This is a genomic window from Chitinophaga hostae (assembly GCF_018224885.1).
GTDB lineage: Bacteria > Bacteroidota > Bacteroidia > Chitinophagales > Chitinophagaceae > Chitinophaga > Chitinophaga hostae.
The window spans coordinates 176,032-199,938 of sequence record NZ_JAGTXB010000010.1; the positions used below are offsets into that span (position 1 = coordinate 176,032).

Annotated in this window: 24 protein-coding genes and 3 tRNA genes; 8 read left to right on the forward strand and 19 right to left on the reverse strand. The window is 46.9% G+C overall.

Going from position 1 to position 23,907, the window contains the following annotated elements; translation table 11 throughout:
• From KE626_RS20540 to KE626_RS20565, 6 genes are all read right to left on the reverse strand, one after another.
• Window positions 1-1,386, reverse strand: coding sequence for a TolC family protein (locus KE626_RS20540; protein WP_211974812.1), 1,386 nt, complete (start codon window positions 1,384-1,386; stop codon window positions 1-3).
• A gap of 60 nt (window positions 1,387-1,446) precedes the next feature.
• Window positions 1,447-1,803, reverse strand: coding sequence for a hypothetical protein (locus KE626_RS20545; protein WP_211974813.1), 357 nt, complete (start codon window positions 1,801-1,803; stop codon window positions 1,447-1,449).
• Between the two features lie 88 nt (window positions 1,804-1,891).
• Complete coding sequence (locus KE626_RS20550) at window positions 1,892-2,710, reverse strand: DUF6630 family protein (protein ID WP_211974814.1); 819 nt, start codon at window positions 2,708-2,710, stop codon at window positions 1,892-1,894.
• A gap of 177 nt (window positions 2,711-2,887) precedes the next feature.
• Window positions 2,888-3,907 (reverse strand): outer membrane beta-barrel protein, encoded by a 1,020-nt coding sequence (locus KE626_RS20555; protein WP_211974815.1) that lies wholly within the window; start codon window positions 3,905-3,907, stop codon window positions 2,888-2,890.
• A gap of 80 nt (window positions 3,908-3,987) precedes the next feature.
• The gene (locus KE626_RS20560; protein WP_211974816.1) at window positions 3,988-5,172 is read right to left on the reverse strand and encodes a BamA/TamA family outer membrane protein; all 1,185 of its coding nucleotides are present in this window, start codon (window positions 5,170-5,172) and stop codon (window positions 3,988-3,990) included.
• 86 nt (window positions 5,173-5,258) lie between these two features.
• Window positions 5,259-5,537 carry an Rdx family protein gene (locus tag KE626_RS20565; RefSeq protein ID WP_211974817.1) on the reverse strand — a complete coding sequence of 93 codons (279 nt, stop codon included), beginning with the start codon at window positions 5,535-5,537 and terminating at the stop codon, window positions 5,259-5,261.
• A 233-nt stretch (window positions 5,538-5,770) separates the two neighbouring features.
• Here KE626_RS20565 and KE626_RS20570 point away from each other — a divergent pair, with 233 nt between their 5' ends.
• Window positions 5,771-7,816, forward strand: a complete 2,046-nt coding sequence (locus KE626_RS20570) for a tetratricopeptide repeat-containing sensor histidine kinase (protein WP_211974818.1) — start codon at window positions 5,771-5,773, stop codon at window positions 7,814-7,816.
• Here the strand turns inward: KE626_RS20570 and KE626_RS20575 are convergent, their stop codons facing one another.
• The gene (locus KE626_RS20575) at window positions 7,817-8,281 is read right to left on the reverse strand and encodes an Lrp/AsnC family transcriptional regulator (RefSeq protein ID WP_211974819.1); all 465 of its coding nucleotides are present in this window, start codon (window positions 8,279-8,281) and stop codon (window positions 7,817-7,819) included.
• 165 nt (window positions 8,282-8,446) lie between these two features.
• On the opposite strand from KE626_RS20575, the gene KE626_RS20580 reads away from it, so the two are divergent.
• Window positions 8,447-9,577, forward strand: coding sequence for a histidine decarboxylase (locus KE626_RS20580; RefSeq protein WP_211974820.1), 1,131 nt, complete (start codon window positions 8,447-8,449; stop codon window positions 9,575-9,577).
• Here the strand turns inward: KE626_RS20580 and KE626_RS20585 are convergent.
• The 3 genes from KE626_RS20585 to KE626_RS34730 form a co-directional block, all read right to left on the reverse strand.
• Window positions 9,574-10,455 (reverse strand): mechanosensitive ion channel family protein, encoded by an 882-nt coding sequence (locus KE626_RS20585; protein ID WP_211974821.1) that lies wholly within the window; start codon window positions 10,453-10,455, stop codon window positions 9,574-9,576. The two genes, KE626_RS20580 and KE626_RS20585, sit on opposite strands and share 4 nt — an antisense overlap.
• A gap of 66 nt (window positions 10,456-10,521) precedes the next feature.
• Window positions 10,522-10,776 (reverse strand): hypothetical protein, encoded by a 255-nt coding sequence (locus KE626_RS20590; RefSeq protein WP_211974822.1) that lies wholly within the window; start codon window positions 10,774-10,776, stop codon window positions 10,522-10,524.
• A 106-nt stretch (window positions 10,777-10,882) separates the two neighbouring features.
• Window positions 10,883-11,287 carry a DUF6496 domain-containing protein gene (locus KE626_RS34730; RefSeq protein ID WP_249207601.1) on the reverse strand — a complete coding sequence of 135 codons (405 nt, stop codon included), beginning with the start codon at window positions 11,285-11,287 and terminating at the stop codon, window positions 10,883-10,885.
• 269 nt (window positions 11,288-11,556) lie between these two features.
• Here KE626_RS34730 and KE626_RS20600 point away from each other — a divergent pair, with 269 nt between their 5' ends.
• The 6 genes from KE626_RS20600 to KE626_RS20625 all read left to right on the forward strand — a co-directional run bounded on the left by KE626_RS20600 (window position 11,557) and on the right by KE626_RS20625 (window position 16,165).
• Window positions 11,557-11,877: a KGG domain-containing protein gene (locus KE626_RS20600; RefSeq protein WP_211974823.1), complete on the forward strand. Its 321-nt coding sequence runs from the start codon at window positions 11,557-11,559 to the stop codon at window positions 11,875-11,877.
• Window positions 11,878-11,987: 110 nt separating this feature from the next.
• Window positions 11,988-12,371 (forward strand): ribosomal maturation YjgA family protein, encoded by a 384-nt coding sequence (locus KE626_RS20605; protein WP_211974824.1) that lies wholly within the window; start codon window positions 11,988-11,990, stop codon window positions 12,369-12,371.
• A gap of 34 nt (window positions 12,372-12,405) precedes the next feature.
• On the forward strand, window positions 12,406-12,768 hold the full coding sequence (locus tag KE626_RS20610) for a DUF1304 domain-containing protein (protein ID WP_211974825.1): 363 nt from the start codon (window positions 12,406-12,408) through the stop codon (window positions 12,766-12,768).
• Window positions 12,769-12,778: 10 nt separating this feature from the next.
• Window positions 12,779-13,192 (forward strand): hypothetical protein, encoded by a 414-nt coding sequence (locus KE626_RS20615; RefSeq protein ID WP_211974826.1) that lies wholly within the window; start codon window positions 12,779-12,781, stop codon window positions 13,190-13,192.
• Window positions 13,193-13,329: 137 nt separating this feature from the next.
• Window positions 13,330-15,408, forward strand: coding sequence for a transketolase (gene tkt, locus KE626_RS20620; RefSeq protein WP_211974827.1), 2,079 nt, complete (start codon window positions 13,330-13,332; stop codon window positions 15,406-15,408).
• 7 nt (window positions 15,409-15,415) lie between these two features.
• The gene (locus KE626_RS20625) at window positions 15,416-16,165 is read left to right on the forward strand and encodes an HAD-IIB family hydrolase (RefSeq protein ID WP_211974828.1); all 750 of its coding nucleotides are present in this window, start codon (window positions 15,416-15,418) and stop codon (window positions 16,163-16,165) included.
• On the opposite strand, the gene KE626_RS20630 is transcribed toward KE626_RS20625, so the two are convergent.
• The 9 genes from KE626_RS20630 to KE626_RS20670 all read right to left on the reverse strand — a co-directional run bounded on the left by KE626_RS20630 (window position 16,150) and on the right by KE626_RS20670 (window position 23,897).
• The gene (locus KE626_RS20630) at window positions 16,150-17,157 is read right to left on the reverse strand and encodes a glycoside hydrolase family 130 protein (RefSeq protein WP_211974829.1); all 1,008 of its coding nucleotides are present in this window, start codon (window positions 17,155-17,157) and stop codon (window positions 16,150-16,152) included. The two genes, KE626_RS20625 and KE626_RS20630, sit on opposite strands and share 16 nt — an antisense overlap.
• Before the next feature lie 250 nt (window positions 17,158-17,407).
• Window positions 17,408-17,484 (reverse strand) — tRNA-Arg (locus KE626_RS20635).
• A gap of 141 nt (window positions 17,485-17,625) precedes the next feature.
• A tRNA-Arg gene (locus tag KE626_RS20640) sits at window positions 17,626-17,702 on the reverse strand.
• A gap of 266 nt (window positions 17,703-17,968) precedes the next feature.
• A complete protein-coding gene (locus KE626_RS20645) occupies window positions 17,969-19,570 on the reverse strand; it encodes an endonuclease/exonuclease/phosphatase family protein (RefSeq protein WP_211974830.1) in 1,602 nt (533 codons plus the stop codon).
• 21 nt (window positions 19,571-19,591) lie between these two features.
• On the reverse strand, window positions 19,592-20,596 hold the full coding sequence (locus KE626_RS20650; RefSeq protein ID WP_211974831.1) for a metallophosphoesterase family protein: 1,005 nt from the start codon (window positions 20,594-20,596) through the stop codon (window positions 19,592-19,594).
• 1 nt (window position 20,597) lies between these two features.
• Entirely contained in the window at window positions 20,598-21,710 is a 1,113-nt protein-coding gene (locus KE626_RS20655) for an alkaline phosphatase family protein (protein ID WP_211974832.1), read from the reverse strand.
• 75 nt (window positions 21,711-21,785) lie between these two features.
• Window positions 21,786-23,018: an NAD(P)/FAD-dependent oxidoreductase gene (locus tag KE626_RS20660; RefSeq protein ID WP_211974833.1), complete on the reverse strand. Its 1,233-nt coding sequence runs from the start codon at window positions 23,016-23,018 to the stop codon at window positions 21,786-21,788.
• Between the two features lie 349 nt (window positions 23,019-23,367).
• Window positions 23,368-23,441: transfer RNA gene (locus tag KE626_RS20665), tRNA-Arg, on the reverse strand.
• Between the two features lie 135 nt (window positions 23,442-23,576).
• Window positions 23,577-23,897: a hypothetical protein gene (locus KE626_RS20670; protein ID WP_211974834.1), complete on the reverse strand. Its 321-nt coding sequence runs from the start codon at window positions 23,895-23,897 to the stop codon at window positions 23,577-23,579.
• Between the last annotated feature and the right edge of the window lie 10 nt (window positions 23,898-23,907).

A 23,907-nucleotide genomic window follows, 5' to 3' on the forward strand; every position in this document is an offset into this window, starting at 1 on the left:
TTAGTTCAGATCAGGTAAAAGTTGTGAAATGGTGTTACCGGCATAAGCCGCGCGAAACAAGGCTTTCCAGGCAGCATCGCGGGTTTGTACCAGGTCGGTTTCAGCACGGTTCAATACAAATAAAGCAGTGGTTACCTCTATGATATTGGTAAGCCCTCCTTTATACAATGCCATTTTCTGCCTGGCGGCTGCCCGCGCGGCGGCCAACTGCAAAGGCAGTTCCAGCAGTTTATCTTTCGATGTCTGAATATCCGATTGTGCCTGTTGCAACAGCCCCGTAAGCGTGGTACGCGTGGTTTCCAGCTGTTGCTGTGCCACTTCTGACCTGTATTGCTGTACTGCCACTTTTTCGTGTGTTCGTTTCAGGTCCGTAAGATTGTAGGTGATCCCCAACCCCAGCAGGTAATTGTACCTGCTGTATCCCAGGCCACTCCACAGATTTTTGTCGTATACATCATTGAAGGATCCGCTGGAACCGCGCATCCATCCGGCTGCCATCAGGTTTACCTTTGGGAGCCGTGATTTACGGATCACCTGTTCTGATGCGCGCTGTTGCCGGTAAACGGCGTTGTAGTACTCCAGCATGGGATGACCACTGATACTATCCGGCGCCACCACGTCCAACAGGGAAAACAGGCGTTCATTGTTAACCGTATCGGGCTGTATCTGTGCAGTGTCCAACCCTGTAAAGGTGGATAGCCGGATGCGTACCTGGTTGTATTTATTTTTGATATCGAGAAGATTTAACCGTGCTTTGGATAACTCGGCCGCTGCTATGGCACTGTCTACACCAGGCTTCAGCCCATGTAACACCGTGGCGGTAACGGCCCTCAGCACTTCTGCATTTCGTTGGATATTATCGGAAGCAATTTTGCGTAATGCCTGTAACCGCAGGCATTCGAGATAATTTTCGATGACGGCAACCGTAAGCTGGTTGGCTGTATTACTCAAATCAGTTTGCTGTACTTTGAGCGCCTGTGTTGCTTCTTTTTGTTCACTGCCGTATGCGCCAAAATTATATACTTCCCATGTCATGGCCGCCATAGCAATGTTGCCGCTCATCAGGGCATTATTGTTTTCCGCACGGATCCCTCCGGAAGTAGACGGGATCATGCCCATGGTAAAATAGGATCCGTAGATACTGTTGTCTGTTCCCGCATCCAGCTGCTCATGCAGTTTTACGGCCGGGTACCAGTTATGCTTTGTGTCTGTAAGGCTGGCCTTGCCCGCTTTTACCTGGGCCTGTTTTGCTTTTAATGCCGGGTAATGCTCAAGGGTGAGCGCAATAGCCCGGTGCAGCGAAAAGCTATCCGCTGCAGATTGTGCGAACAAAGAAGTGAAGGGAAAAATACATAGCAACCACCAACACCACTTTCTCGCGATCATATGTAAATTCATAAGTCGCTGAAAAAAGAATGAAATAAAAGAAAATAGATAAACGGGTTATCAGGCGGTGGGCGGGCCTCTCCAGCTTCTCAGCGGTATGGGTACGCTGAGGTAAGGATTAAAATAAAATCCCTGGGGGACTTTGTCTACATAAATAAATTCTGCGGTAACTACTGACAGGAATAAAGGGCAAACCCTTTCATGGCCATGGCTGTCGTTGATACCCACCGGCCGGCGTTTAAACCTGTTTATTGTAGCCCGGAGCCGGGGTGCTTTTATGGCAGCGTTAGTAGCAGCCATCCGGGTTTCATGAATATTACCGGCGGCTGTTTTTTGTACAAACAGGCTATGCCCCTGCAATTGCGGCAGGATCATCACACTGATCAATACAAAAAATAATTGCCTGAATAATTTCATGTGGTATACAGCTATGAATTCACTAAGGTATTCAATACTGGCAGGTAAAGTACAATATTGCCCGGTATTTTAACCAAATTTTAATCTGCTAGAAAAAACAAACCAGGCAAAGTTCTTCCATTTTTAAAAGGGCATTGGCCAGGCGGAAATCCTGCATATTCAGGCAGGCGAAAGATTGGTATTCATCCAGCACCGTTCCTACGGCTACTATTTTCAGGTCCTTCGCATCAATTTGTTCATTGACAAAATCGAGTATCGCTTTTGCAAAATCTTCTGCAGCCACAATCTCTTCATAGGCAGCCGGATCCGGCGCCTCCAGCGTGATACCGGCTTCCTGTAAAGGCCTAAGTTCATTGAGACTGTCGATACCAATGGCAGCAAATTCCTGCCATTCAAATTCCACTACGTTACCGGTGGCAGACAAAGCCGCATGCAATTCTTCCCAGATAGCCACTGAGTTGGGGGATACAATTTCCGGTAACCGGCCAATCAGTTCTTCGGCATCGTCTTCTTTAAAAATATCAAGGTACAATTGCTCCAGTGGCTCACGGGCATTGGTCATGCCATTCAGCTTTTCCAGCAACTTCAGTTCCTGTATCAGGGTGTTCCAACGCAACAACAGTTCTTCCTCATCTTCCTCATTCATATCATCAGTGATCAATACTGCCTTGTCCTGCAGCTTGTAATTATCCAGCCTGCTTTTGCGGATAAGCAATTCGTGCATACCAAAGGAAAGCTCATAGGAGGCGTAATTAAGAAATGAAGTGCCGATGAGCACTTTGTCCTTAAATATTTCATGTACCACGCTTTCTTTGGTATCTATGTGCGAATAACCGGTATCTCTCCCATAGGTCTGTGTTAACCAGGTAAAATCTTCACGTGAAATTTCAGGTATCTGAACTGGCATATAATTTAATCCGATGAGGAACAAAAATAGTTAATACTTTGATTAAAGTGATTAATTTGATGAGCCTGGTGAGCGGAGATTAACTGCTGATCATAAAAGCGCAGGACCCGTCTGATATTTTATCAGGTGGGTCCTGCACTTTTATGATCAGCAGGATCATCAAATGAATCACCTTAATCAAAGTCGGAATTTGAGGCCCGCATTTACCCCAAGGCCACCTATATTGATATATGATTTCAGGTCATTGGAGGGCTTGTTATCATCCTTATAAATTACTTTGGTACCCTGTTGATTTACCGGTGTGTTGGAATTCTGGTCCAGCGTGGTTTGATAAACGGTATTTTTTTCCGCTACGCTCAGGTCTTTCAGTGAGCGTTTTGATAACTCCTGTATGGGTGCGCCGGTAGCGCCATTGATCAGGGTATTGGTTTCCTCATACCGCGTGATTTCTTTTTCTTTACTTCTTACCGGTATGTTCCTGTATTCTGTTTCCACGAACACATCAAACCGGGATGCCACCTGGAAAGACACGCCCAATGCGCCCTGGAAGCCAATTGTTATATTGGGTTTGATTTCTTCCTTCCGGCTGATGGCGGTATGTATCTGCGAACCGGGAGGCACCGGCAAACCTGCAGGCGGCGTGGATGTTTGGCTGGCATCTGTTTCAATATAGAGGCGTCCCCATAACGGAACTACCACGCCAAAACGCACATAGGGATTTACTTTTTCGAAACCGGGGCTCACCACAAGACTGGGCGCAAAATCCACCGCATTTACATAACCATGCGATTCCACATGTCCCAGTTCCCTGGTTGATCCTTTCAGCGTTGTTTGTTGACGGGTCATCAGGTTTTTCTTGCTATGGAAGTAGTTAAACGTTCCTTCTACTGCCAGGTACCTGTTGATGTTATAACCAACAGACAAGCCGCCTCTGAACCCCTCTCCGTACGACCCGGTAAGCACTTTGCGGCTGATGGTATCCAAACCTGCGCCTGGCGCAAATTCTGTGCGCAGGTCCTGTGGAGGATACGGGCCTACATTGGGAAACTGTCCCGGAGATACACTAAAGAAATAACCTCCGGCTACTTTTAAATACCATTTTGAGTGGGAAGATGTGTTGGGAGCGTTTTGGGCCTGGGTCGCAACTGAAACAGCCATCAACAGCGCGGCTGCACCAAACAAACGTAGTTTTTTCATATGCAATGGTTTTGGTGTATTGGATTAAACTATTGAAAGTTAATAAATTATTACCAAAAAACCATTGCTGAAACCGCCTGTTAAAATGCTTCCGCCAGCGACAGATACAATCCTTTTTGCCTTGATTCACCACTGCGTTTTTCTCCCACGGCATAGTCTATACGAATAGTAAGCCGGGCATTTTCGTCGTAGAAGTAACGGATACCTGCCCCATAGCTGGGCTTAAATCCGCCGAAGCGGAAATCATGATTGCTGAACACTGTGCCCGTTCCTGCAAAGGCTGCCAGCGCAAATTTGGGTTTGATATCCACAAACCAGATATGAATACGCATTTTGGGATCCACGAGATAGCGATATTCTGCCTGACCAGCCAGGTAGTTCTGGTTCCGGTATCTGCCTGCATAGTATCCACGCATGATCTGGTCATTTCCCATTTCGGGCAACAGGTAAAACGGCAGATTATCTCCCTGCAGGCTGTTGAAAATACCATGGAAGCCCAGGGTACTTTTCCGGGAGAAAGCAATAAAATGTGTACCCTGCGCCTCAAGCTTAAAAAGCGGGTGCTTGCTCAGGAAAGCCGGTGCATATGCGGCGTTCAGCTTCAGCCACCATCCGCGCCTGGTAAAGTTTTCATTGTCGCGGTTATCAAAAATACCGGTCAGTCCAAGAAAGGTAACATAGCCTCCTTCCTTGTCTACCAGCGGCACAGTGGTATAAATACCTTTACTATCGCCGCTGCCATAAGTATCGTGCTGGTACAGGACGGAAGCCCCTGCGTAGAAATGCCCGCTCACGCGCCGCTCCCCTTCCACCTGGACTTTATACCGCGTGTTTTTTACCAGCGACCGGTTATCATAATGCGTGGTATCCCCGATACCAAAAAAGTAAAGCGGGTAATTATGGTAACGCAGGTTGCTTTTAAAGTGCCAGGTATTGGACCGGGTCCAGATATTTGTTTTGAGATCTATTTTAAACTGCTTCTCCGTGGTAACGGCAGGGATCAGGTTAATGGTAGAGTTGCGTGTGCTGCGATCCGGATTTTTATTATCCGTATAAAAGGCATACAACATGGCAGCCCCAATTTCCAGTCCTTTTTCCTGGGAATAGCCAAGTACGGGTAACGGAAAGAAACTACGTTTACGCAACCATAAACTGTCGTATAGACCTTCCCGTGAGGGGGTATTGTTGGTAACGCTATCCTGTTGTGCCCTTGCGCCTGCTGCTAATAAAATCAATAAAGCCGTGATATGGAGGTTTTTACGCATAAGGGTGCAAATGTAAAGAAATTACACGGAGCGGGCTTTCGGCCGGGAAATTTTTTCCGGCCGGGAACTGGAAAGGTTGGCCGCAACTACGGCCTGTCGGAATGGCCCAGGCTTTTTTCTGGGTTTACCCGGTCGCGTACCTGTTGTTTCAGGATTTTGATTTCCGGGAAATGCCCTGCTTCTTTGCGGTCAAATATAATTTCTTCATTAAGCGATATGATATAGGTGCCGCCGGTTTCGCTGGGACGCAGGGTTACCCCGCCCAGTTCCGTTGCAAAAGTAGTAAGCAGTTCCTGGGCCATATAGGCAGCACGCAGCAGCCAGCCGCATTTAGGACAATATTCGATCGTGATTAAAGGCTTCATTGACGTCGTTATTTTAAGCATTTATCCGGGTTAATCGCCCCTCCGGGCAAATTTCCCCCTTCACAAAAAAATAAAATTTTGGCGAAAGATACGACCCTATTTGGTTTATAGGTATATAACACTAAATACACCGGCCTTTAATTCACTTTTTATCTCAACTTACTTTGAATCGTGGCACATTATCTTTAATTTTAACCTATATTATGGTGGACCGTCCCCGAATCGCTCCACCCTTGTCACAGCCAACACTTTACACTATGCTGCCGGCCGGTCCTTTGAGTAAATGCGTTTTAATCCCACTTTACCTCCTGTTGTTGTCGTCCGCGGCCGCAGCACAGCAGGCAACGAGTGATTCATTACAGTCATTACTGCGATCGCACGAAAAGAAAGATACTGCCAGGGCCAACCTGTTAAACCAGGTTTCGAGAAGCTATTTTACCAAAGACGCCGTTACTGCTGCCAGGTATGCCGACGAGGCCCTTCATATCAGCGACAGTCTTCATTATACCAAGGGAAAAATATGGGCATTACGCAACCTGGCCCTGGTAGAAAATACCAAAGGTCATCTTGACCAGCAGATGCAACTCACCCTTAACGCCCTCCAGCTTGCCGAAGCAACCGGTGATCCCTATACGCTGGGAGTACTGAATAATGATGTAGGTAACATTTTCACGGAGCTCAACAGCCCCCGTGATGCCCTCGCTTACCTGAAAATATCCCTGGCCATCAAATTAAAGCGGAACGAAAAAACGGAGATCGCGAAAACGCTGAACAATATCGGATCCGCCTATATCTCTCTGAAAATGTACGATTCCGCCATGTACTTCCTTCAGCGGGCGGAAAAAATAAAGTTAGCATTGAACGACCAGAAAGGGCTGGCCTTTACTTATGAAAACATGGGTATTGTGGCCCTGGTACAGGAACATTACGAGGACGCCCTCCGTTACCACCGGATGTCGGCCACCTATTATAAAGAAGCAGCTAACCTGCCCGGAGTGGTGAAAGCCAGCCTGAACCTGGCAGAAGTGCAAATCATGCTGGGCAACCTGAAGGATGCTGATAAGAACCTGGACACCGCCAAAGCGTTGAACGACAAACTGGGAAATTTCAAAAATGAAATGATCTATTACAAGATCCGCTATGAGCTGGATTCTGCCAGGAACGACTATGTAGCCGCCTTTGATCATTATAAGGAATTCAGCAAACGTAACATCGACTTCTTCAACCAGGAAAAAGGCCGCCAGATATCCCGTTCGGAAGAAAGATATGAGTCAGAGAAAAAACAACGCGAGAACATTCTCCTGAAAAAAGAGCAGCATATGCACCTGGCCACCATACAGCAACAACGGGTGCTGGTATTGTCGGCCGCCGCATTGTTCCTCGCATTACTGCTGATTACCGTAATGGTGTACCGCCTGTACAAAAGGCAGCAGGAACTTTACCTGGAACTCAACAACAAGAACAGGGAAGTATCCATGCAGAACCGTATTATCCTGGAACAGAATGCTACGCTGGAAAATCTCAACCAGGTAAAAGACAAAATATTCTCGGTTATTTCCCATGACCTTCGCTCGCCGCTGGCCATCCTGGAGGGTTTGCTGTTTCTGCTCAAAGATGAAAAAATTGATGCTGGCCAGTTCCGGATGTATACCGATGAACTGTGGAGGGATGTAAAAAATACGGCCTATATGATGGATAACATGTTGCAATGGGCCAGTAACCAGATGAAAGGCATCGGCGTAAAACCCGATGATTTTGATGTTACCCTGCTGCTGAGCCGGGAATTTGACCTGCTGCACACTTTGGCCAGACAAAAAGAAGTAAAGTTATCGCATGAACTAAATCAAAGCATCTTTGTATACGCAGATCCGGATATGATCCGGCTCGTGTTGCGTAACCTGATTAACAATGCCATTAAATTCACCCCTTCCGGCGGTGAGGTGATGATCACCGCACAACAGCATAATGAAACGGCCGAAATTACGGTGAAAGACAATGGCACAGGCATTCCGCTCGAGAACCAGCACCGCATTTTCTCCAATATCTACTACTCTACCACTGGTACACAAAATGAAAAAGGTTGTGGCCTGGGATTACATCTTTCCAAAGACTTTGTAGAACGTAATCAGGGCCAGATCTGGTTTAACAGTATGCCTGGCAGCGGCAGCAGCTTCTCCTTTACCCTGCCGTTATCCGACGACCAGGACCTCAATCCGCGGGGCTACACCGTGGTAGTACAGGACCATCCGCTGGGCGGCGTAAGTTTGCTCAGGCGATGATCATACCAGCTTAAATGCCGTAGTGTGCTTAATTTCCGTCATCACAAAAGAGCTGTGTACCTGCCCTATGTTTTCCACTGCCGCCAGTTTATTGGTTAAAAAATGCTGGTAGCTGCGCATGTCATCAACCACTACTTTTAAGAGATAATCGTACGTGCCGGCCACGTGATAACATTCCATGACCTCTTCCATCCTGGCAATGGCGGTTTCAAATTTTTTTATCAGCGGCTGCGAATGCAGCTGCAGCGACACATTGCAGAAAGCCATCAGGGTTTTACCCACCTTTTCTCCATCCAACAGGGTGACATAACGCCTGATTACCCCGCTTTTCTCGATCTTCTTCAGGCGTTCATAAGTAGGTGTAACGGATAAACCGATACGATGCGCAATCTCCTTGGTATTTAAACGGGCGTCGTTTTGCAATACCTGCAATATGCTGCGGTCTGTTTTATCCAGTGTATCCATGGCAGTTATATTTATCTTAAAAAATGATTCCGGGACTTCAAAATAGTTAATTTAAACTACAATTTAACCTAAAACAGTATCTGTTTTCTAAATTACACATAATACTAGTTTTATTTACTTAGTAAGATATAATTTAGCAGTATCATACACCTGTAATTAACGATTATGAAAGAGCATCGGCTGGCTGCACCCGACGCAGCGGCGCTGAATGAACTGTTGGCGCAGGTACAAACTTGTACCAGGGATTTCCTGGGCTATCCTGTATCTAAAGACTTTGACTATTCGTCATTGCTTCCCTTCCTGCAATACCCGCTGAACAACCTGGGGGATCCCTTTGTACCTTCTACCTATGCGGTTGGGTCAAGGGAGATGGAAAAGTACGTGGTATCCTTTTTTGCGGACCTTTTCCGTGCCCCTGAAGATGACTGGTGGGGTTATGTTACCAATGGGGGTTCTGAGGGCAATTTATATGGTTTATACCTGGCCAGGGAGCTGTATCCCAAAGGCATGGTATATTATTCGGAGGCCACGCATTACAGTGTGCAGAAAAACCTGCACCTGCTGAACATGCCAGGCATTATCATCCGCACGTTGCCGAACGGAGAAATTGATTACGACGACCTGGAAAACACCATCCGGATGAACAGGCATCTGCCGGTGATCATGCTGGCCAATATAGGTACTACGATGACGGAAGCCCGCGATGACGTAAGGCGGATTAAAGGCATCCTGAAAAACCTGGCGATCAAACATCATTACATTCATGCCGACGGTGCGTTGTCCGGCAGTTACAGCGCCTTCCTGGAGCCGCGGCCGGCATTTGATTTTGCAGACGGGGCGGATAGTATTGCCATCAGCGGGCACAAATTTGTTGGCGCTCCTATTCCCTGCGGCGTGGTGGTGGCCCGGAAATCGAACCGCGACAGGATTGCCCGTTCTGTTGCCTATATCGGCAGCATGGATACAACCATTACCGGTTCCAGGAACGGCCATAGTCCGTTATTCCTATGGTATGCACTCAAAAGCCTGGGCCATGCCGGGTTAAAGGCAAGGGCGGGGCATAGTCTTGCGGTAGCCGCTTACGCCGTAACACGTTTAAACGACAACGGCATACCCGCATGGCGTAATCCCGATGCCATTACCGTGGTGTTCCCGGACCCTCCGGCAAGTATTCGCCGTAAATGGCAGCTGGCCTCTGAGAACGGGTGTTCGCATATTATCTGTATGCCCAATGTGAGTAAGGAACAGGTAGATGATTTCATTGCCACTTTAACAAGCGCGATGGTCGCTGTTTAATCAATACCTTCTGCGATGGCCATGATTTCAGTGTTGAGTGCGCGCCTGATCAAACGCTCGGTTTCCTTGTTGCCATGCGGCATCAGTAACTGTACTTTAAACTGCACAAAATCCTTTTTGATCTCAATTGTTTTCAGTGCAAAGCTTTCGGGGGTAAAACTGCGGGCATACTCTTCCACGGAGTTTCTCAGCCGCTCTTCCAGCCCCCTGATGGTGAAGGGATGTTTATGATCCAGCTCAAATTCCAGCGTGAGCTTTTTGATATTTTGTTTAGACTGGTTCAATACGATGGAGGTAAATACCACGGAATTGGGGATGATCACGATGTCGTCGTCCTCATTCTGCAACACTACATTTATAAGGGTGATGTCCATTACTTTTCCTTTATACTCCCCTATGCGCACATGATCTCCGAGTGACAGCTGATCGGAAAACATAATGATCAGCCCATTGATCATGTTGGTGATATAATCTTTGGTGAGGAGGGCGATGGCAGCTGCTACGATGGTGATGCTGGTGATAAATTTCAACGGGTTCACACCAAAAAAGAAGGTGATGGCCAGCAGGAGGAAAACCGTGTTGAGTACAGACGAAATGCGGTTAATACCCAGGATGAAATTATCTTTTTCGATGGGTTTGGTGCGGTTGCGGCGTGTATACCAGGATAAAATCAGGAGCCAGGCCAGGGAGATGATCAGGTTGGCGCCCAGGAAGAAGGTAAGGGCATTCGTTAGCTTAAATAACCAGACAAATTTATCATACATCGCCGGATGCTCAATATTGAAATACACGATGCTCAGGTATACTAACAATTTCACCAGGAATATAATCCGCTCCCTGCGATTGGTGTTTTTATAGGTTTTATCGGTTACCATCATAACAATACTCGCTCGCTTTGCTTGCGAAGGTACAACCGGGATTTCAATTTGTGACGCAACCGTTCTTTATTTCATCTTATCCAGGATATCTTCCCAGATGATCCGGGCTATCTGTTCAGTTTCCACGGTGCGTATACTGCCCTCGAGCGTATCTGTGTGATCAGCGGTAAAAGTACGGTTGTGGGGTTCGTATTCTTCCAGTACATGCTCGCTTACGTCAGGAATCACTTGAAATGCGGTCTCCAAAGCTCCCTTATCGATCGTGATGACCAACCCGTAGGGTTTACCTTTTATGATCACAGTTATGCTGTGCTTTTCCATAAATAAGATGTCGCAAGCCATATACCACAAATAAAGACCGGTGCTGTGCAGTCACCGGTCTTTATGTATATATTGGAAGGATAAAACGCTCGAAAACGCCGGTTATTCAGGTTGTAGCGGCAGATTTTTTACGCGCTGCTGACTTTCTTTTTGGCGCTGCTTTTTTTGTACCGGTCTTTTTGGCAGTTGCTTTTTTGGCAGTAGTTTTCCTTCCTGCTGCCTTTTTGGGAGCAGCACGCTTAGCGGTTGTTTTTTTAGCCGTTGTTTTTTTGGAAGCGGCTTTTTTAGCCGTCGCTTTTTTCGGGGTCGCCTTCTTTGCGGTACTCTTTTTTACCGCTGCTTTTTTGGGCACTTTTGCGCCTTCGGCTCTTGCTTCAGACAAGCCTATCGCAATGGCTTGTTTAGGATTGGTTACTTTTTTATTGCTTCTTCCGCTTTTTAATTTTCCCTCGTGCATTTCATGCATAGTTTTTTCGACCTTACGCTGCGATTCTTCTGAATATTTTGCCATGGCAATAAAATTTAGATGGGTTAAAAAAAGAAATAACTGTATTTGAAAAACAAAATGTAAGCCACGGAAAATGAGGCATTTCCGGCGGTTAAATGTGGAAGTGACATCTAAAGTGTGTTAAAAATTCAATGAATTGTGGAATGTATTACCCTATCTATCCCACCCATGTTGCCCGACATAGCCTGTGGTATTGAAAATCGGCGGTGGCACATATCTTGATCGCCCTAAGCGGAATATTTAACTACTATCACTATAAAAACTTCAGGATTATGGAAGACATCAGATTTCAACATGCCACGCCAGTAACTCATTTAGAGGAGAAAAATCCGGAACAAAAAAGTAAGCATAGTAAACGCGGATTTGCTTCTATGGACCCTGAACAGCAACGCGCAATATCCAGAGAAGGTGGAAAAGCTGCACATCAGCAGGGAGTAGCCCACAAATTCACATCTGAGGAAGCACGGGCTGCAGGTAAAAAAGGCGGTGAGGCCGTGAGCAAAAATCGCGAACACATGGCGGCCATTGGTCGTAAAGGTGGTACCAACCGTGGAAAAAAGAAAAACAACGTAGAAAACGATAGCCAGCAATAACCCATCAGGGTTATTGCTTTTTTTGTTTGGATGGAGGGACTTCCCTGCCATCCATTTCCCGGTAGCAATACATATAGGAATATCTTTCTTATATTTATTGCTTTTTTTATATGGTAGCAAAACGCCGCTGGATCTATTTTCTGATAATTTTACTCAACATCCCTTTAGGACTGGCCACCAGGTGGGCTCCCCAATATTTTCCGGACCTTATACGTATATATGGAGGAGATGTATTATCTGCCACCTGCATATTTTTTGGCATCCGGTTCCTCTACCCGGTTACACCGCTCTGGAAAATCAGTATCAGTAATTATCTTGTATGTATTCTTATTGAAGTGCAGCAGCTGTATCAGGCCGACTGGGCAGTGAGGCTCCGTAATACCCCTGCGGGCATTCTGCTGGGGCATGGCTTCCTGTGGAGCGATTGTGTGTGCTATGCCGCAGGTACCCTGATTGCCTTCTCCTTTGCCTGGCTGCTTGAAAAGATAATTTGATTATATTTATCATACATCAACTAATAAATGCAATATGCTGGTAATTATCAAGATCCTTATCGCTGTAGTTATGCTGGAACACCTCTACATTCTATGGCTCGAAATGTTTGCCTGGACCAGCAGGGGACCCAAAGTATTCCGGCAATTTCCAAAGGAACTCTTTCCTCCTACCAAATCGCTGGCCGCCAACCAGGGATTATATAACGGGTTTCTGGCTGCAGGCCTGGCCTGGACATTTTTCATCAATGATCCCTTATGGGCCGGAAGAGTAGCCATTTTCTTTTTAAGCTGTGTAGTGGTGGCAGGTATGTATGGTGCACTGACGGCCGACAAAAAGATATTTTTTGTGCAGGCCTTACCTGCCCTGATCCCTCTTTTATTGATTTTGTTTTCTTAAGATCTGCTGCATGATACAGGAGTCTGATATCCGTATAGGTAATTACGTTTCCTACTTTGACTATAACATGGAAGAAACAGCCTTCGTAGTAGAAGGCATCCTGGAAGGATATATTTATAATTCTGGTCTTCCCCTCAGTAAATTACATTGTGAAAAGGCCAACCCGGTAGTGCTGGATCTTTACCTGCTTTCCCGCTTTGGCTTTATCAAAGGCGATCCTGATTATGGAGAAGATGTGAATGTATACTCCCTCAAATACAGCCATCTCCACAGCGTACACGTTAGATCTGAAAAGAACGCGTTTCAGCCGCTTACTGATGCTGCTGAAGGGCTTGTAGCCTATGGCCGGCCTATTGTGCATGTGCATCAGCTGCAAAATCTTTTCCACGCCATTACACGCGATGAGCTCACCCTGTTTGAATAATTTATTTCCCCTTTTCCGGCTTGAATAATACCGTACCATCACCTTTTATTATCCGGGTGGTGATGGTTTTGCAACCTTATGAGCATGATGTTTGTTGACCTATGTATGACTTTTTTATACTTAAAAAAACGGAATCCATGAGTACCAACACCTCTCTTATTCCCAACTCCGCAGCGCTGGATGAACTGTGTGTGAACACGATCCGGTTCCTGGCTGTGGATGCCGTACAAAAAGCGGACAGTGGTCACCCGGGGCTGCCATTGGGTGCTGCTCCGATGGCTTATGTGCTTTGGACAAGATTTTTACGTCATGCTCCTGCCGATCCAAACTGGTTTAACCGCGACCGGTTTATATTATCTGCCGGTCATGGATCGGCATTGCTGTACAGTTTGCTGCATTTAACCGGTTATGATTTATCAATAGAAGAAATAAAGCAGTTCCGGCAATGGGGCAGTAAAACTCCCGGGCATCCCGAACGCGGTATAGCACCCGGCGTGGAAGTGACCACAGGTCCGCTGGGACAGGGATTTGCCAATGGCGTGGGGGTGGCTATGGCAGAAGCTTACCTGGCTGCGCGATATAATCGTCCCGGAGATACGGTAATAGATCACTATACCTATGCACTGGTGAGTGATGGGGACCTGATGGAAGGTGTGGCTGCTGAAGCAGCTTCAATGGCGGGACACCTGAGACTGGGAAAACTGATTTATTTATATGACGACAACCGAATCACGCTGGCTTCTGCCACACCGGTCACCTTTACGGAAGACCATGCCATGCGGTTTGAATCCTACGGCTGGCATACGCAGAAAGTAGAAGACGGCAACGACCTCGAAGCCATTGACCAGGCCATCCGGGCAGCGCAGACAATAACAGACCGCCCCTCTCTTATCCTGGTGCGTACACATATTGGCTTCGGTTCACCCAATAAACAAGATACTACGGCAGCACATGGCTCGCCGCTGGGTCCGGAGGAAGTGAAGCTGACGAAAGAAAACCTGGGCTGGCCGGTAACACCGGATTTCCTGGTGCCTCCCGAAGCAAAAGATCATTTTCGTGCAGCCGTTGACGTTGGTAACCAGTTGGTGAGCAAATGGGAAGAGCAGATGGTGATTTATGCACAGCAATATCCCGGGCCTGCGCAGGAGTTACGTTCGCTGATACACCAGCATTTGCCCGAAGGATGGGACAAAGACATTACACCATTTCCGGCCGACCCAAAAGGTATGGCTACAAGAGCAGCCTCCGGAAAGGTGATACAGGCATTTTTCAAACACCTTCCGGGCTTTATAGGTGGGTCAGCTGACCTCAATACTTCCACCAATACAGAATTGAAAGATGCCGGCAATTTTGAAAGTCCGCTGATGAAAAACGGGGATCTACAGGGCGCTGCCGGCGGCGTATGGAGCTATGAAGGCCGAAACATTCAATATGGAGTACGGGAACATGCCATGGGCGCCATTTCCAACGGTCTGGCTGCACACGGTGGCATTATCCCCTATTGTGCCACCTTCCTTACCTTTTCCGATTACATGCGGCCGTCGATCCGGCTGGCGGCATTATCTGAGCTGAAAGTGATCTATGTATTTACGCACGACAGTATTGCGATGGGTGAAGACGGGCCTACCCACCAGCCGGTGGAGCTGCTGGCTGCATTGCGCGCGATCCCGGAGCTGGTAGTGATCCGGCCGGGCGATGCCAACGAAACCATCGTTGCCTGGCAGATGGCCATACAGCTGCCCGACAAACCCGTTGCACTGATCCTTTCCCGGCAGCATATGCCTACACTTGACCGCAGCAAATATGCCGCTGCCGATGGCGTTCGATTTGGCGGTTACATACTGTCGGATGCCCCGGATGGCAAGCCTGCGCTCATTCTTATTGCCACCGGTTCGGAAGTAGACCTTGCAGTAGCGGCACAGGAGAAACTGAAAGAATTTCATATAGCCGTACGCGTTGTATCCATGCCCAGCTGGGAACTATTTGAAGCACAAACAACGGATTACCGTGACCAGGTACTGCCGCCGGAAATAACCGCCCGCATATCGATAGAAGCAGGTATTTCTCAGGGATGGCAACGTTATACCGGCGATAAAGGAAGCAATATCGCCATTGACCGTTTCGGCGCTTCCGCTCCGGGTCCGGTGCTGATGCGTGAATTTGGCTTTACAGCCGACAATATCTGCGAACGCGCGCTGGCTTTATTGAAAAAATAATAGATCGATGAAAAAATTGGTGGTCTTTGACCTGGATGGCACCCTGGCAGAAAGTAAATCTGCCGTAGACGAAGAAATGAGCGGTTTAATTTATTCCCTCCTGCAGGTAGCCAGGGTCGCTGTCATTTCCGGCGGCGCCTGGCCCCAGTTTGAAAAACAGGTGCTTACCCATTTGCCGGCAGATCACCGGCTGCAGCGTTTGTCGATACTCCCCACCTGCGGCACACAATTCTATGAATACAACCGCGACTGGCATCAGCTGTATGCAGAAGATTTTACCGCTGCCGAAAAAAAGAAGATCATTAACACGCTGGATACAGTAGTCAATCAGCTCCATTACCAACCGCCGAAGCTTTGGGGAGAAGCGATTGAAGATCGTGGCAGCCAGATCACCTACTCCGCGCTGGGACAGGAGGCTCCGCTGGAAGAAAAGAAAAAATGGGATCCCGACTTTGCCAAAAGGCAACAGATGAAAACATTGCTCCTCCGGCTTATCCCGGAGTTTTCTGTGAACCTGGGCGGCACTACTTCTGTAGATATTACTAAACCTGGTATAGACAAGGCTTATGGCATCCGGAAGCTGAGAGATATTTTGCATATTCCTTTGGAGGAAATGCTTTTTGTAGGTGACGCCATTTTTCCCGGTGGGAATGACTATCCCGCAAAAGAAGCCGGCGTGGATTGTATTAAGGTGCGGGACCCCGAGGAAACAAAACGGGTAATAGCGACCATCATCGCATGTTATACGGTTTTATGAGCCAGCAGTTCGCTTAGTAATGTGGTCATGCTCACTGCCCCTGTAGCAATCACTTCATCGCCGGCGCCATAATAAATGTAAAGAGTATCGCCGAATACAGTGGTGCCTGTAGGAAAACAAACATTATCTACATCTCCCCGGACCTCCCATGCCCGCTCAGGAACCAGTATCGGATGCGGCAACCGCGCTATTTCCTTTTGAGGATTATCCAGGTCCAGCAACGCAGCACATCCAACGTATACGTAACCATGCCTGGTTTCGTGTACCCCGTGGTAGATCAGCAACCAGCCGTATGCTGTTTCTATAGGCGGACAACCAGCTCCCACATAGCTGTTTTCATGCGCATACTTTGAGGTGAGCAATATATGATCTGCAAAATGCAAAAAATAATCTTCCCAGAAAGCCGGCGTCAACTCCGACAAATCCCGGATGGCTACCAGCTGGATATCGGGTTTTATCCGGTGCAGGAAATACAGTTTACCATTGATCCTGCGGGGGAAAAATACCACATCCTTATCCCATAGTTTAGGATTGAAGTCGTTATAAAGAGGATATTTATCATCCAACTTTGTATGGGTAGCAGCAAGCTCATTAAACCTTTTGTAATCCATCTGTGCTACTATCAGCCCTTCTTTTTTAAAATGAATTCCATCTGCAGAGGTAGCCAGTGCGCCACAGGCGCTAACACCGTCGTACGCCGTATAGGTGAGATAATACAAGCCGTCTATCTGCACTACACGGGGATCTTCGAGTCCTTTCGACTCATAATCGTGTTCCGGAAAAAGGATCGGTTTATCGAAACGTTCGGCTACCGTTAACGGACCGCTGAGTTTGCAAAAACCAATACTGGAGTGATTACCATGTTGTACCGCCCTGTAGTAAAATAATACGTCGTCACCGTGTCTGATAGTGGCGGGGTTTAATACACCTTCGTTTTCGAATGTAAGCGTAGTTTGCTTGAGTAATACACCTTCTTTTTTTATCCGTATCATAGCACCTGGTTTCCATTTGGGTGAAACGATTATCGACCGGTAAGTTCCGCGGTATAATCAACTAACAACAAGTAAAAGATAATGTTTTTTGCGGAGGTGGAAGCCGGAAGGTTTTCGATACAAAATGCGATACCGGTTAGCGAAATCACATTAACGAAATATCTTATAAATATTCCTGTGGTGACGGCCGTACGAAAATGACGGGCATAAAAAAAGGACGAACCGGTAAAACCCGTATTCGTCCTTTAGTTGGTGACCTCATCTGGATTCAAACCAGAAACCTTTTGATTCGTAGTCAAATGCTCTATTCAGTTGAGCTATGAAGCCGTTTTCCCTTTCGGGATTGCAAATGTAGAATATTTTTTTATTCTAACAAATTATTTTTCAACTTTTTATATCTGACAGCTTTTCCTCAGATTTTTTGTTTTGATAGAAAAAGCTGCACTGAAGTGCAGCTTTTCTATTTTTTGGTGACCTCATCTGGATTCAAACCAGAAACCTTTTGATTCGTAGTCAAATGCTCTATTCAGTTGAGCTATGAAGCCATTTCCCCGTTTGGGATTGCAAATGTAGGATTTGTTTTAAATTAAACAAAAAAAATATTGAAATATTTTTCGGATGCTATCGTTAACGGGTATACGTTATTGTCCCGGTGTTCTAAATACCGTTGCAGCCCGGTATTTGAAAGTTGCAGCGAAGATCTGCGCATTTCGTATATACTATAACGTTAGCCAACCAGCGGCGGCAGAAAATAAAGTGGCAACAACGGGTATCTCTTCTCCTCCATCTGCCACCGGTCAGCTCTTTACCGCTATTCCTTTAATTCAAAAACAGTCATCACCGCAGCATGATCAGACGGGAACATTACCGGGTGATAATCGATCACCGTTGACGCAATTGGTCGCAGGTTAAGTCCTTTATAGTAAATGAAGTCGATCCTATCTCTCAGGCCATATTTAAAGGAAGACGTAGCAGCCCTTGGCGTCCAGGTTAACCCCGGATCCAGCAAAGGGTTGACGTGCAATTTACGGTAACTGTCAATAAAGCCGGCATTTTTCATCGCCTTACTTTCCGGCCATTCTACCATACGGTTGTAGTGAATAGCGCTGGTTGCAGCAATCCAGTCGAGGTGCGAACCAATATTAAAGTCCCCTACCATCACCACCGGTAGCTTGTCTGCATTCATGGTGAGCGGTTGTATTTTTTGGAGGATAGCTGTAATTTCGGCCTGCCTGGTTGCTGCTTCACCGGCTATCAACGCTTCCGGTGATTTGTTTTTGGCGATAATACTTTCGGAAACATCCGGCAGATAGTGTAACCAGGTATCCAGGAAAATAAGTTCTTTCCCGGGTCCCAGCATGAGAGTTACCCCGCCAAAATTGGATGGTTTACCTACGGAAATGGTAGTGGTAATGGGATACCGGCTCATGACAGAAAGATTGGAACTGATAAGGTAAAAGTAATACCCCAGCGAATCTGCAATCACCTCACCGGAACCATAAGTTTCAATCAGGCCAATCACATCGGCATTGGCCAACTTCATCACATCTATCAGCCGTTGTAATCCTACATGTTGTCCATACCGATGGCCTCCATGCCAGATATTCCAGGAGAGGATCTTCAGCTGCCGGGGAACAGTCGGCGGAGCCTCCGCTTCGCCGGGCAAATATTTTGTATACAATTGCTGTACCTCCCCGGGAGAGATAGCTGTATCCCACATTTTTATATCGTCGATATGACCGTTGAACGCATTCCACTGGGCGTTGGAACCGTACTCCCATTTTTCATCCGAGCCACCGGCCACTGTGGCCAGATCACTGTCAAAACTGCCGGCGCCGGCAATGTTATAGATCGCCCTGTTCCTCCCATCAAGATACATCCGGAGTTCCTGCCTGTCCCTGTTCACGGTAAAAAGCAGCTGATGCCATCTACCATCGTTGATACCCTGCCGTTGGACGGTAGGCTTATAATCGTACCGGTTCTTCCCATCGTTCATTATCAGCGCCCAAGCGCCGTTTTCCTGTGTATAGATCTGCCATCCGGCCGTGCCCGGGTTGTCAGCTTTCTTATTACCGATGACCGGTGTCCCCATCAGCGCGCCGGGTTTTGTTCTAAGCCAGATCTGCACGGAAAAAGAGGTGTTTTCTTTGAATGAAGGCAGCTCATTTCTCATTAGTTTTACCGGTCGCCTTAACGCTGCATCCGCAGACAAGTCCAGGGCATAACCGCTAATGCCTTTTGTAAACTGCGACCGCTGCAAATCAACTTTATAAACCGCCTCCGCTTCGGGTGTGACAGGCTCCTTAAAATTACTCCCGTCAAAGTCCAGGGTATACACCGGTTGCTGAGCAACCGCGCCTGCGCCGCATACCATTCCAGCCAACAGCAGCATCATTTTTTTTATCTGTTTCATATTTAACGTCGTTGCAGAACCCTATCTTTTTATTATATAATCTGATATAACCGGTGTGCATTCATTTCCGTAAATCGCCTTCGGAATACCGGCATCATACGGAGATGGCGGGATCCAGCTACTACGTATACCCTTTACCGTTAGTTGCCTGTTATCAATGCTGACAAAGGCATAGAGGGGATCTTTATACATGGCAATATTCGGCAGCATTTTATATTCATCATATAACTTTTTATCATAGCGGTCAAAGTTTTTAGTATTGAACCACTGGTATGACAGACTGTTGATCTCAAAATAATTGATACCATTCAGTTCCCGGTGCAGGTCAATATGATCATGCCCGTTAAAGCAGGCAATCACCTTTTTAAAACCTGCCCGTTTATTTTCTTCCTCCATGATCAGCTGCAGCGCTAACCGGTTCTTCACGCCGTAGAGATAATGAAACAGGCTTTGATGGGAAAATACAATCACCGGCCTGGTAGTAGCCGCTATATCTGCTTTAAACCAGGCAATTTGTGTATCATCAATAAACTCGCGGAGAGTATCGTCTACATAAAAATTGCCATGCTGGTAATCAATGAATTTCCCGTCCTGGTATAAATGATTGGCATCGAGTACTACAAAGTGATAGTCCTTGCAATCAAAGGAATAATACCGGTTACTCATTTCCAGGAACGCTACCATCTCGGCCTTCGTGTTCATGTCCATATCATGATTTCCCAGTACATGGTACCCCGGACCGGCAAACTGTTTGAAACGTTGCAGGAATGATTTGTTTTTCTCTTTGCCAAAACAAAAGTCACCAAGATTGATAATAAAGTCCGGTTTTTCATGATCCACCTGTTCCATAAAAGCGTCCAGCCGTCTGTCGGCATCAGGAATCAAATCCCGGTGAGGATCGGCTACCATTGCAAACTTCAGCGGACGGGACATTGGCTGCCCGGATAATGCCACAGCGGTAAAAGGCAATAGTATGGCGGCAGACGCTCCCCCCAGCTGCTGCAAAAATTTTCTCCTGTTTTGCATGTTACCTTGATTTATTGGTTGTTCCGGCTACGCCGGGGATCACTTCTCCCACGGGATGTTGCTTACTGGTATAATCAACGCCCAGCAGGCATGCCAGCGTTTTTGCAAACTGATCCTGGTAAATCTGCTGCGTGTTTTTCACTTCACCAAGGGGAGCGGAATCCGGGCCCATCACCAGTAACCAGGTGTCATTGGCGTGTGCGATCGAAGCCCCGTGGCTGGTCCACTGGTGATCATCGCCCCGGCCATGGTCCGGTGCTATGATGAAAGTAGTTTTGTTTTTATAGAAATCATCCTGCTGCAAGGTTTGCCACAAACTGCCAATCATTGCATCAATACCGTGAATGGCATCCAGGTAGGCATCGTACTTTCCTTCGTGTGCATATTCATCGGTATCGGCCAGATCCAGGTATACCACACGCGGATGGCGTGCTACGATATAGGACTTTGCAATGGCATAGGTATTGGCATCCAGTCTTTCGCCATTCCCCCAGATCTTTGGGGCATAATGCTGGGTTTCATTTGCGAGCTGCTCTGCTTCCGTCAGGTTATTGCCCTGCAGGTTATCAAACGGAATATTTACGAGCATACCGTTGCGGTTCCTGTTTACAATCCGGCCTACCGCATCCCAGGAAGCAAAGGTGACCACCTTGCCTTTAAATGATGGTTGGTTATTCAAAAATTCCAGTACGTTTTCATTTGGATTATCGGGATGACCGTTGGAAATGATGGCAGGATCAGCATAACCGGTTATACTCTCAGAGCGTCCGGGGTAAGAGATCCAGGCCTTGTTACGTACATTTACCAGGTTACCCAGATCACGGTTACCATATAGCTGGCCATTCTTCTGAATAAAATCCCAGGTAAAAGGCATCAGCAATTTTCTTCTTTCTTTAATATCTTCTGCCCAATACTTTTTTAATAAGTCAGCAGTATCCGTTGAATTATATTTTTTATTTACCAGTAGCGCATGTTCGGCTCCTCTGAAAAGCTCTTTCCAGCGATAGCCATCAATGGAGATATAAATAATATTCCTGGTACTGCGCTTTGGTTGCGCATTGACGGCGATACCCGCCAACAGAAAAAGTAGTGGAAGTAATAACTTCGTTTTCATTGTTCAAAAAAAATAAAGTGAATAGTGTGGTATTGATTACTGGCGTTCCGGCATATGTAAAACTCTTTCAGCAGCTCAACCGCTTTTCTTCAGCGACCTGGCCATGGCGCATCTTTCCAGCCATTCCGGGCTTAACGGGTCTATTTTTCCAAACCGGTGAATATCAAAACTGCTGAAGTCATACGGGTTTGGTTCCCCGGCTGCCAATGCGGCAAAAGCCCGTCCTACCCCACCCGAAACGGCAATGCCTGCGCCCACACATCCGGTGGCCAGCAACAAATTCTCCACGCCATCCGGTATACCCATGGTGAGGTTATTATCCGGCGTGTAACCGGAGAATCCTGCCACGTAATACCGTAGTCCTACATCATAAACACCAGGAAAAAAACGGGCGAGTTTTTCTATCACTTCCGACAGGTCCTGCATGCCTTTATCGGGACTAAATGAAAAATGATGGATATCGGCAGGGATGCTTTCAGGAGAAGCGGCAAATGATTTCTTCTCCCGGATGCCAAACAGCAGGCTTCCTCCTTCCGGTCTTGCATAGGCCTGCGCATCGGGTAATAATACGATAGGCGAATCTGCCGGAAATATACCGGCCTTGTCTGTGATCCAGTACTGGCTTCTTACCGGGGCCATGGGCAACCCGATTCCCGCCTGTGCAGCAAAGAGCGGCGCCCAGGCGCCGGCTGCCACAATTACCTTACCGGCCCTTATTTCACCGTGTTCCGTGCGCACGCCAACGGCTGTTTGTCCGTCCATGATCACTTCTGTAACGGTTACCCCCTGCCGGATATCAGCGCCCTGCATTTTAGCACAACGCGCATAGAAGGTGCCTAACAGGTAGGGATCACAATAGGCTTCTCCGGGGATATAGCCAATGCGTATAGCCTCTTCCGTATTCAGCCAGGGCGCCCTGTTATGCGCTTCACTATTGCTGATCCAGGAGGTTGGCTCACCGAATTCGGCGGCAACAGCCATCAGGGCTTCCAGCTCTTTTACGCTGCCCTCGGTGGCTGCCACATGCATCACTCCCACCCTTTTTACATCCATGCTTTCGCCGAGTTGTTGCTCCATGGCACTTATTGCATTATAGGTTTCGAGGGAAAGCGGGATAAAAGCCTTTTTGGAACGGATCCTTGTCATTAAGGCGGCGGCGCGGCTGGTAGCGGCATTACAAAGCTCATTACGCTCCAGCACAATAATTTTTCTCCCGGGATAGTTGCGGGTGTAATAGTAGGCGGTGGCGCAACCAAATATGCCGCCGCCAATTACTACTACGGCTGCTTTTTCAACCTTCATGTTCATCTGTTTACGGTTTGACTGTTACAGGTAATAAAATGTTTTACGATAACGCACATCCGTTGCCCATCATGTGGAGCAGTATCTAGCTGGTATTTTGAACGCGAAATAGTTTTAAAACGTGGCTGTGTGCCTGTGACATCACTTCGTTATTCAACAAACATAAACAAAAAAGTTACACAATGTTTATTTATACTAAACATTTATTTTTAAAATAAATACAGAAATGGCATAAAAATAAGGCTCAAATAGACTTTATGTTAATTTATACTAAACTATTCTTTGAGATAACACCGGGAGGTGACTGGCGTGAGGCAAATAAAAAAAGGTTCCGGCAAAATGCTGAAACCTTTTGTGACTCCGTCTGGATTCAAACCAGAAACCTTTTGATTCGTAGTCAAATGCTCTATTCAGTTGAGCTACGGAGCCATTCCCTGTTTGGGACTGCAAATATGCGGGAACTTTTAAATTTTAGCAAATAAAAACAAAGAAATTTTTGAATAAACTTTTTCGCTGGTGAACAACCATAGTTTTCGTTTATTCATCTCCGTTATAGCGTGGTTGCTAGTGAAACGCCGATACCAGCCAGGAAAACAGCAATCCACCTGCAATGAGTATTGGCCCTGCAAAGGCCAGCCATGAAACACGCGGATGAGGCAATGCTTCCAGCAGGGGCAGCAACTCTTCATTAACGTTGTATAGCTTGTCGTCCGTTTTGCGGACACACCATACTTTACCAATAGGAAACAGCGGGATCCAGTACAGATGGGCATATTCCTGCCTCAGTTCAAACTGAACAAAATCAGGAGCATCGTTGAAAATGCCAATGTCCGCCAGCTGAAAAGCTTTCATACACAGGCTTCTCCGGCCATAAAAAAATATCATAGTAGCGTTT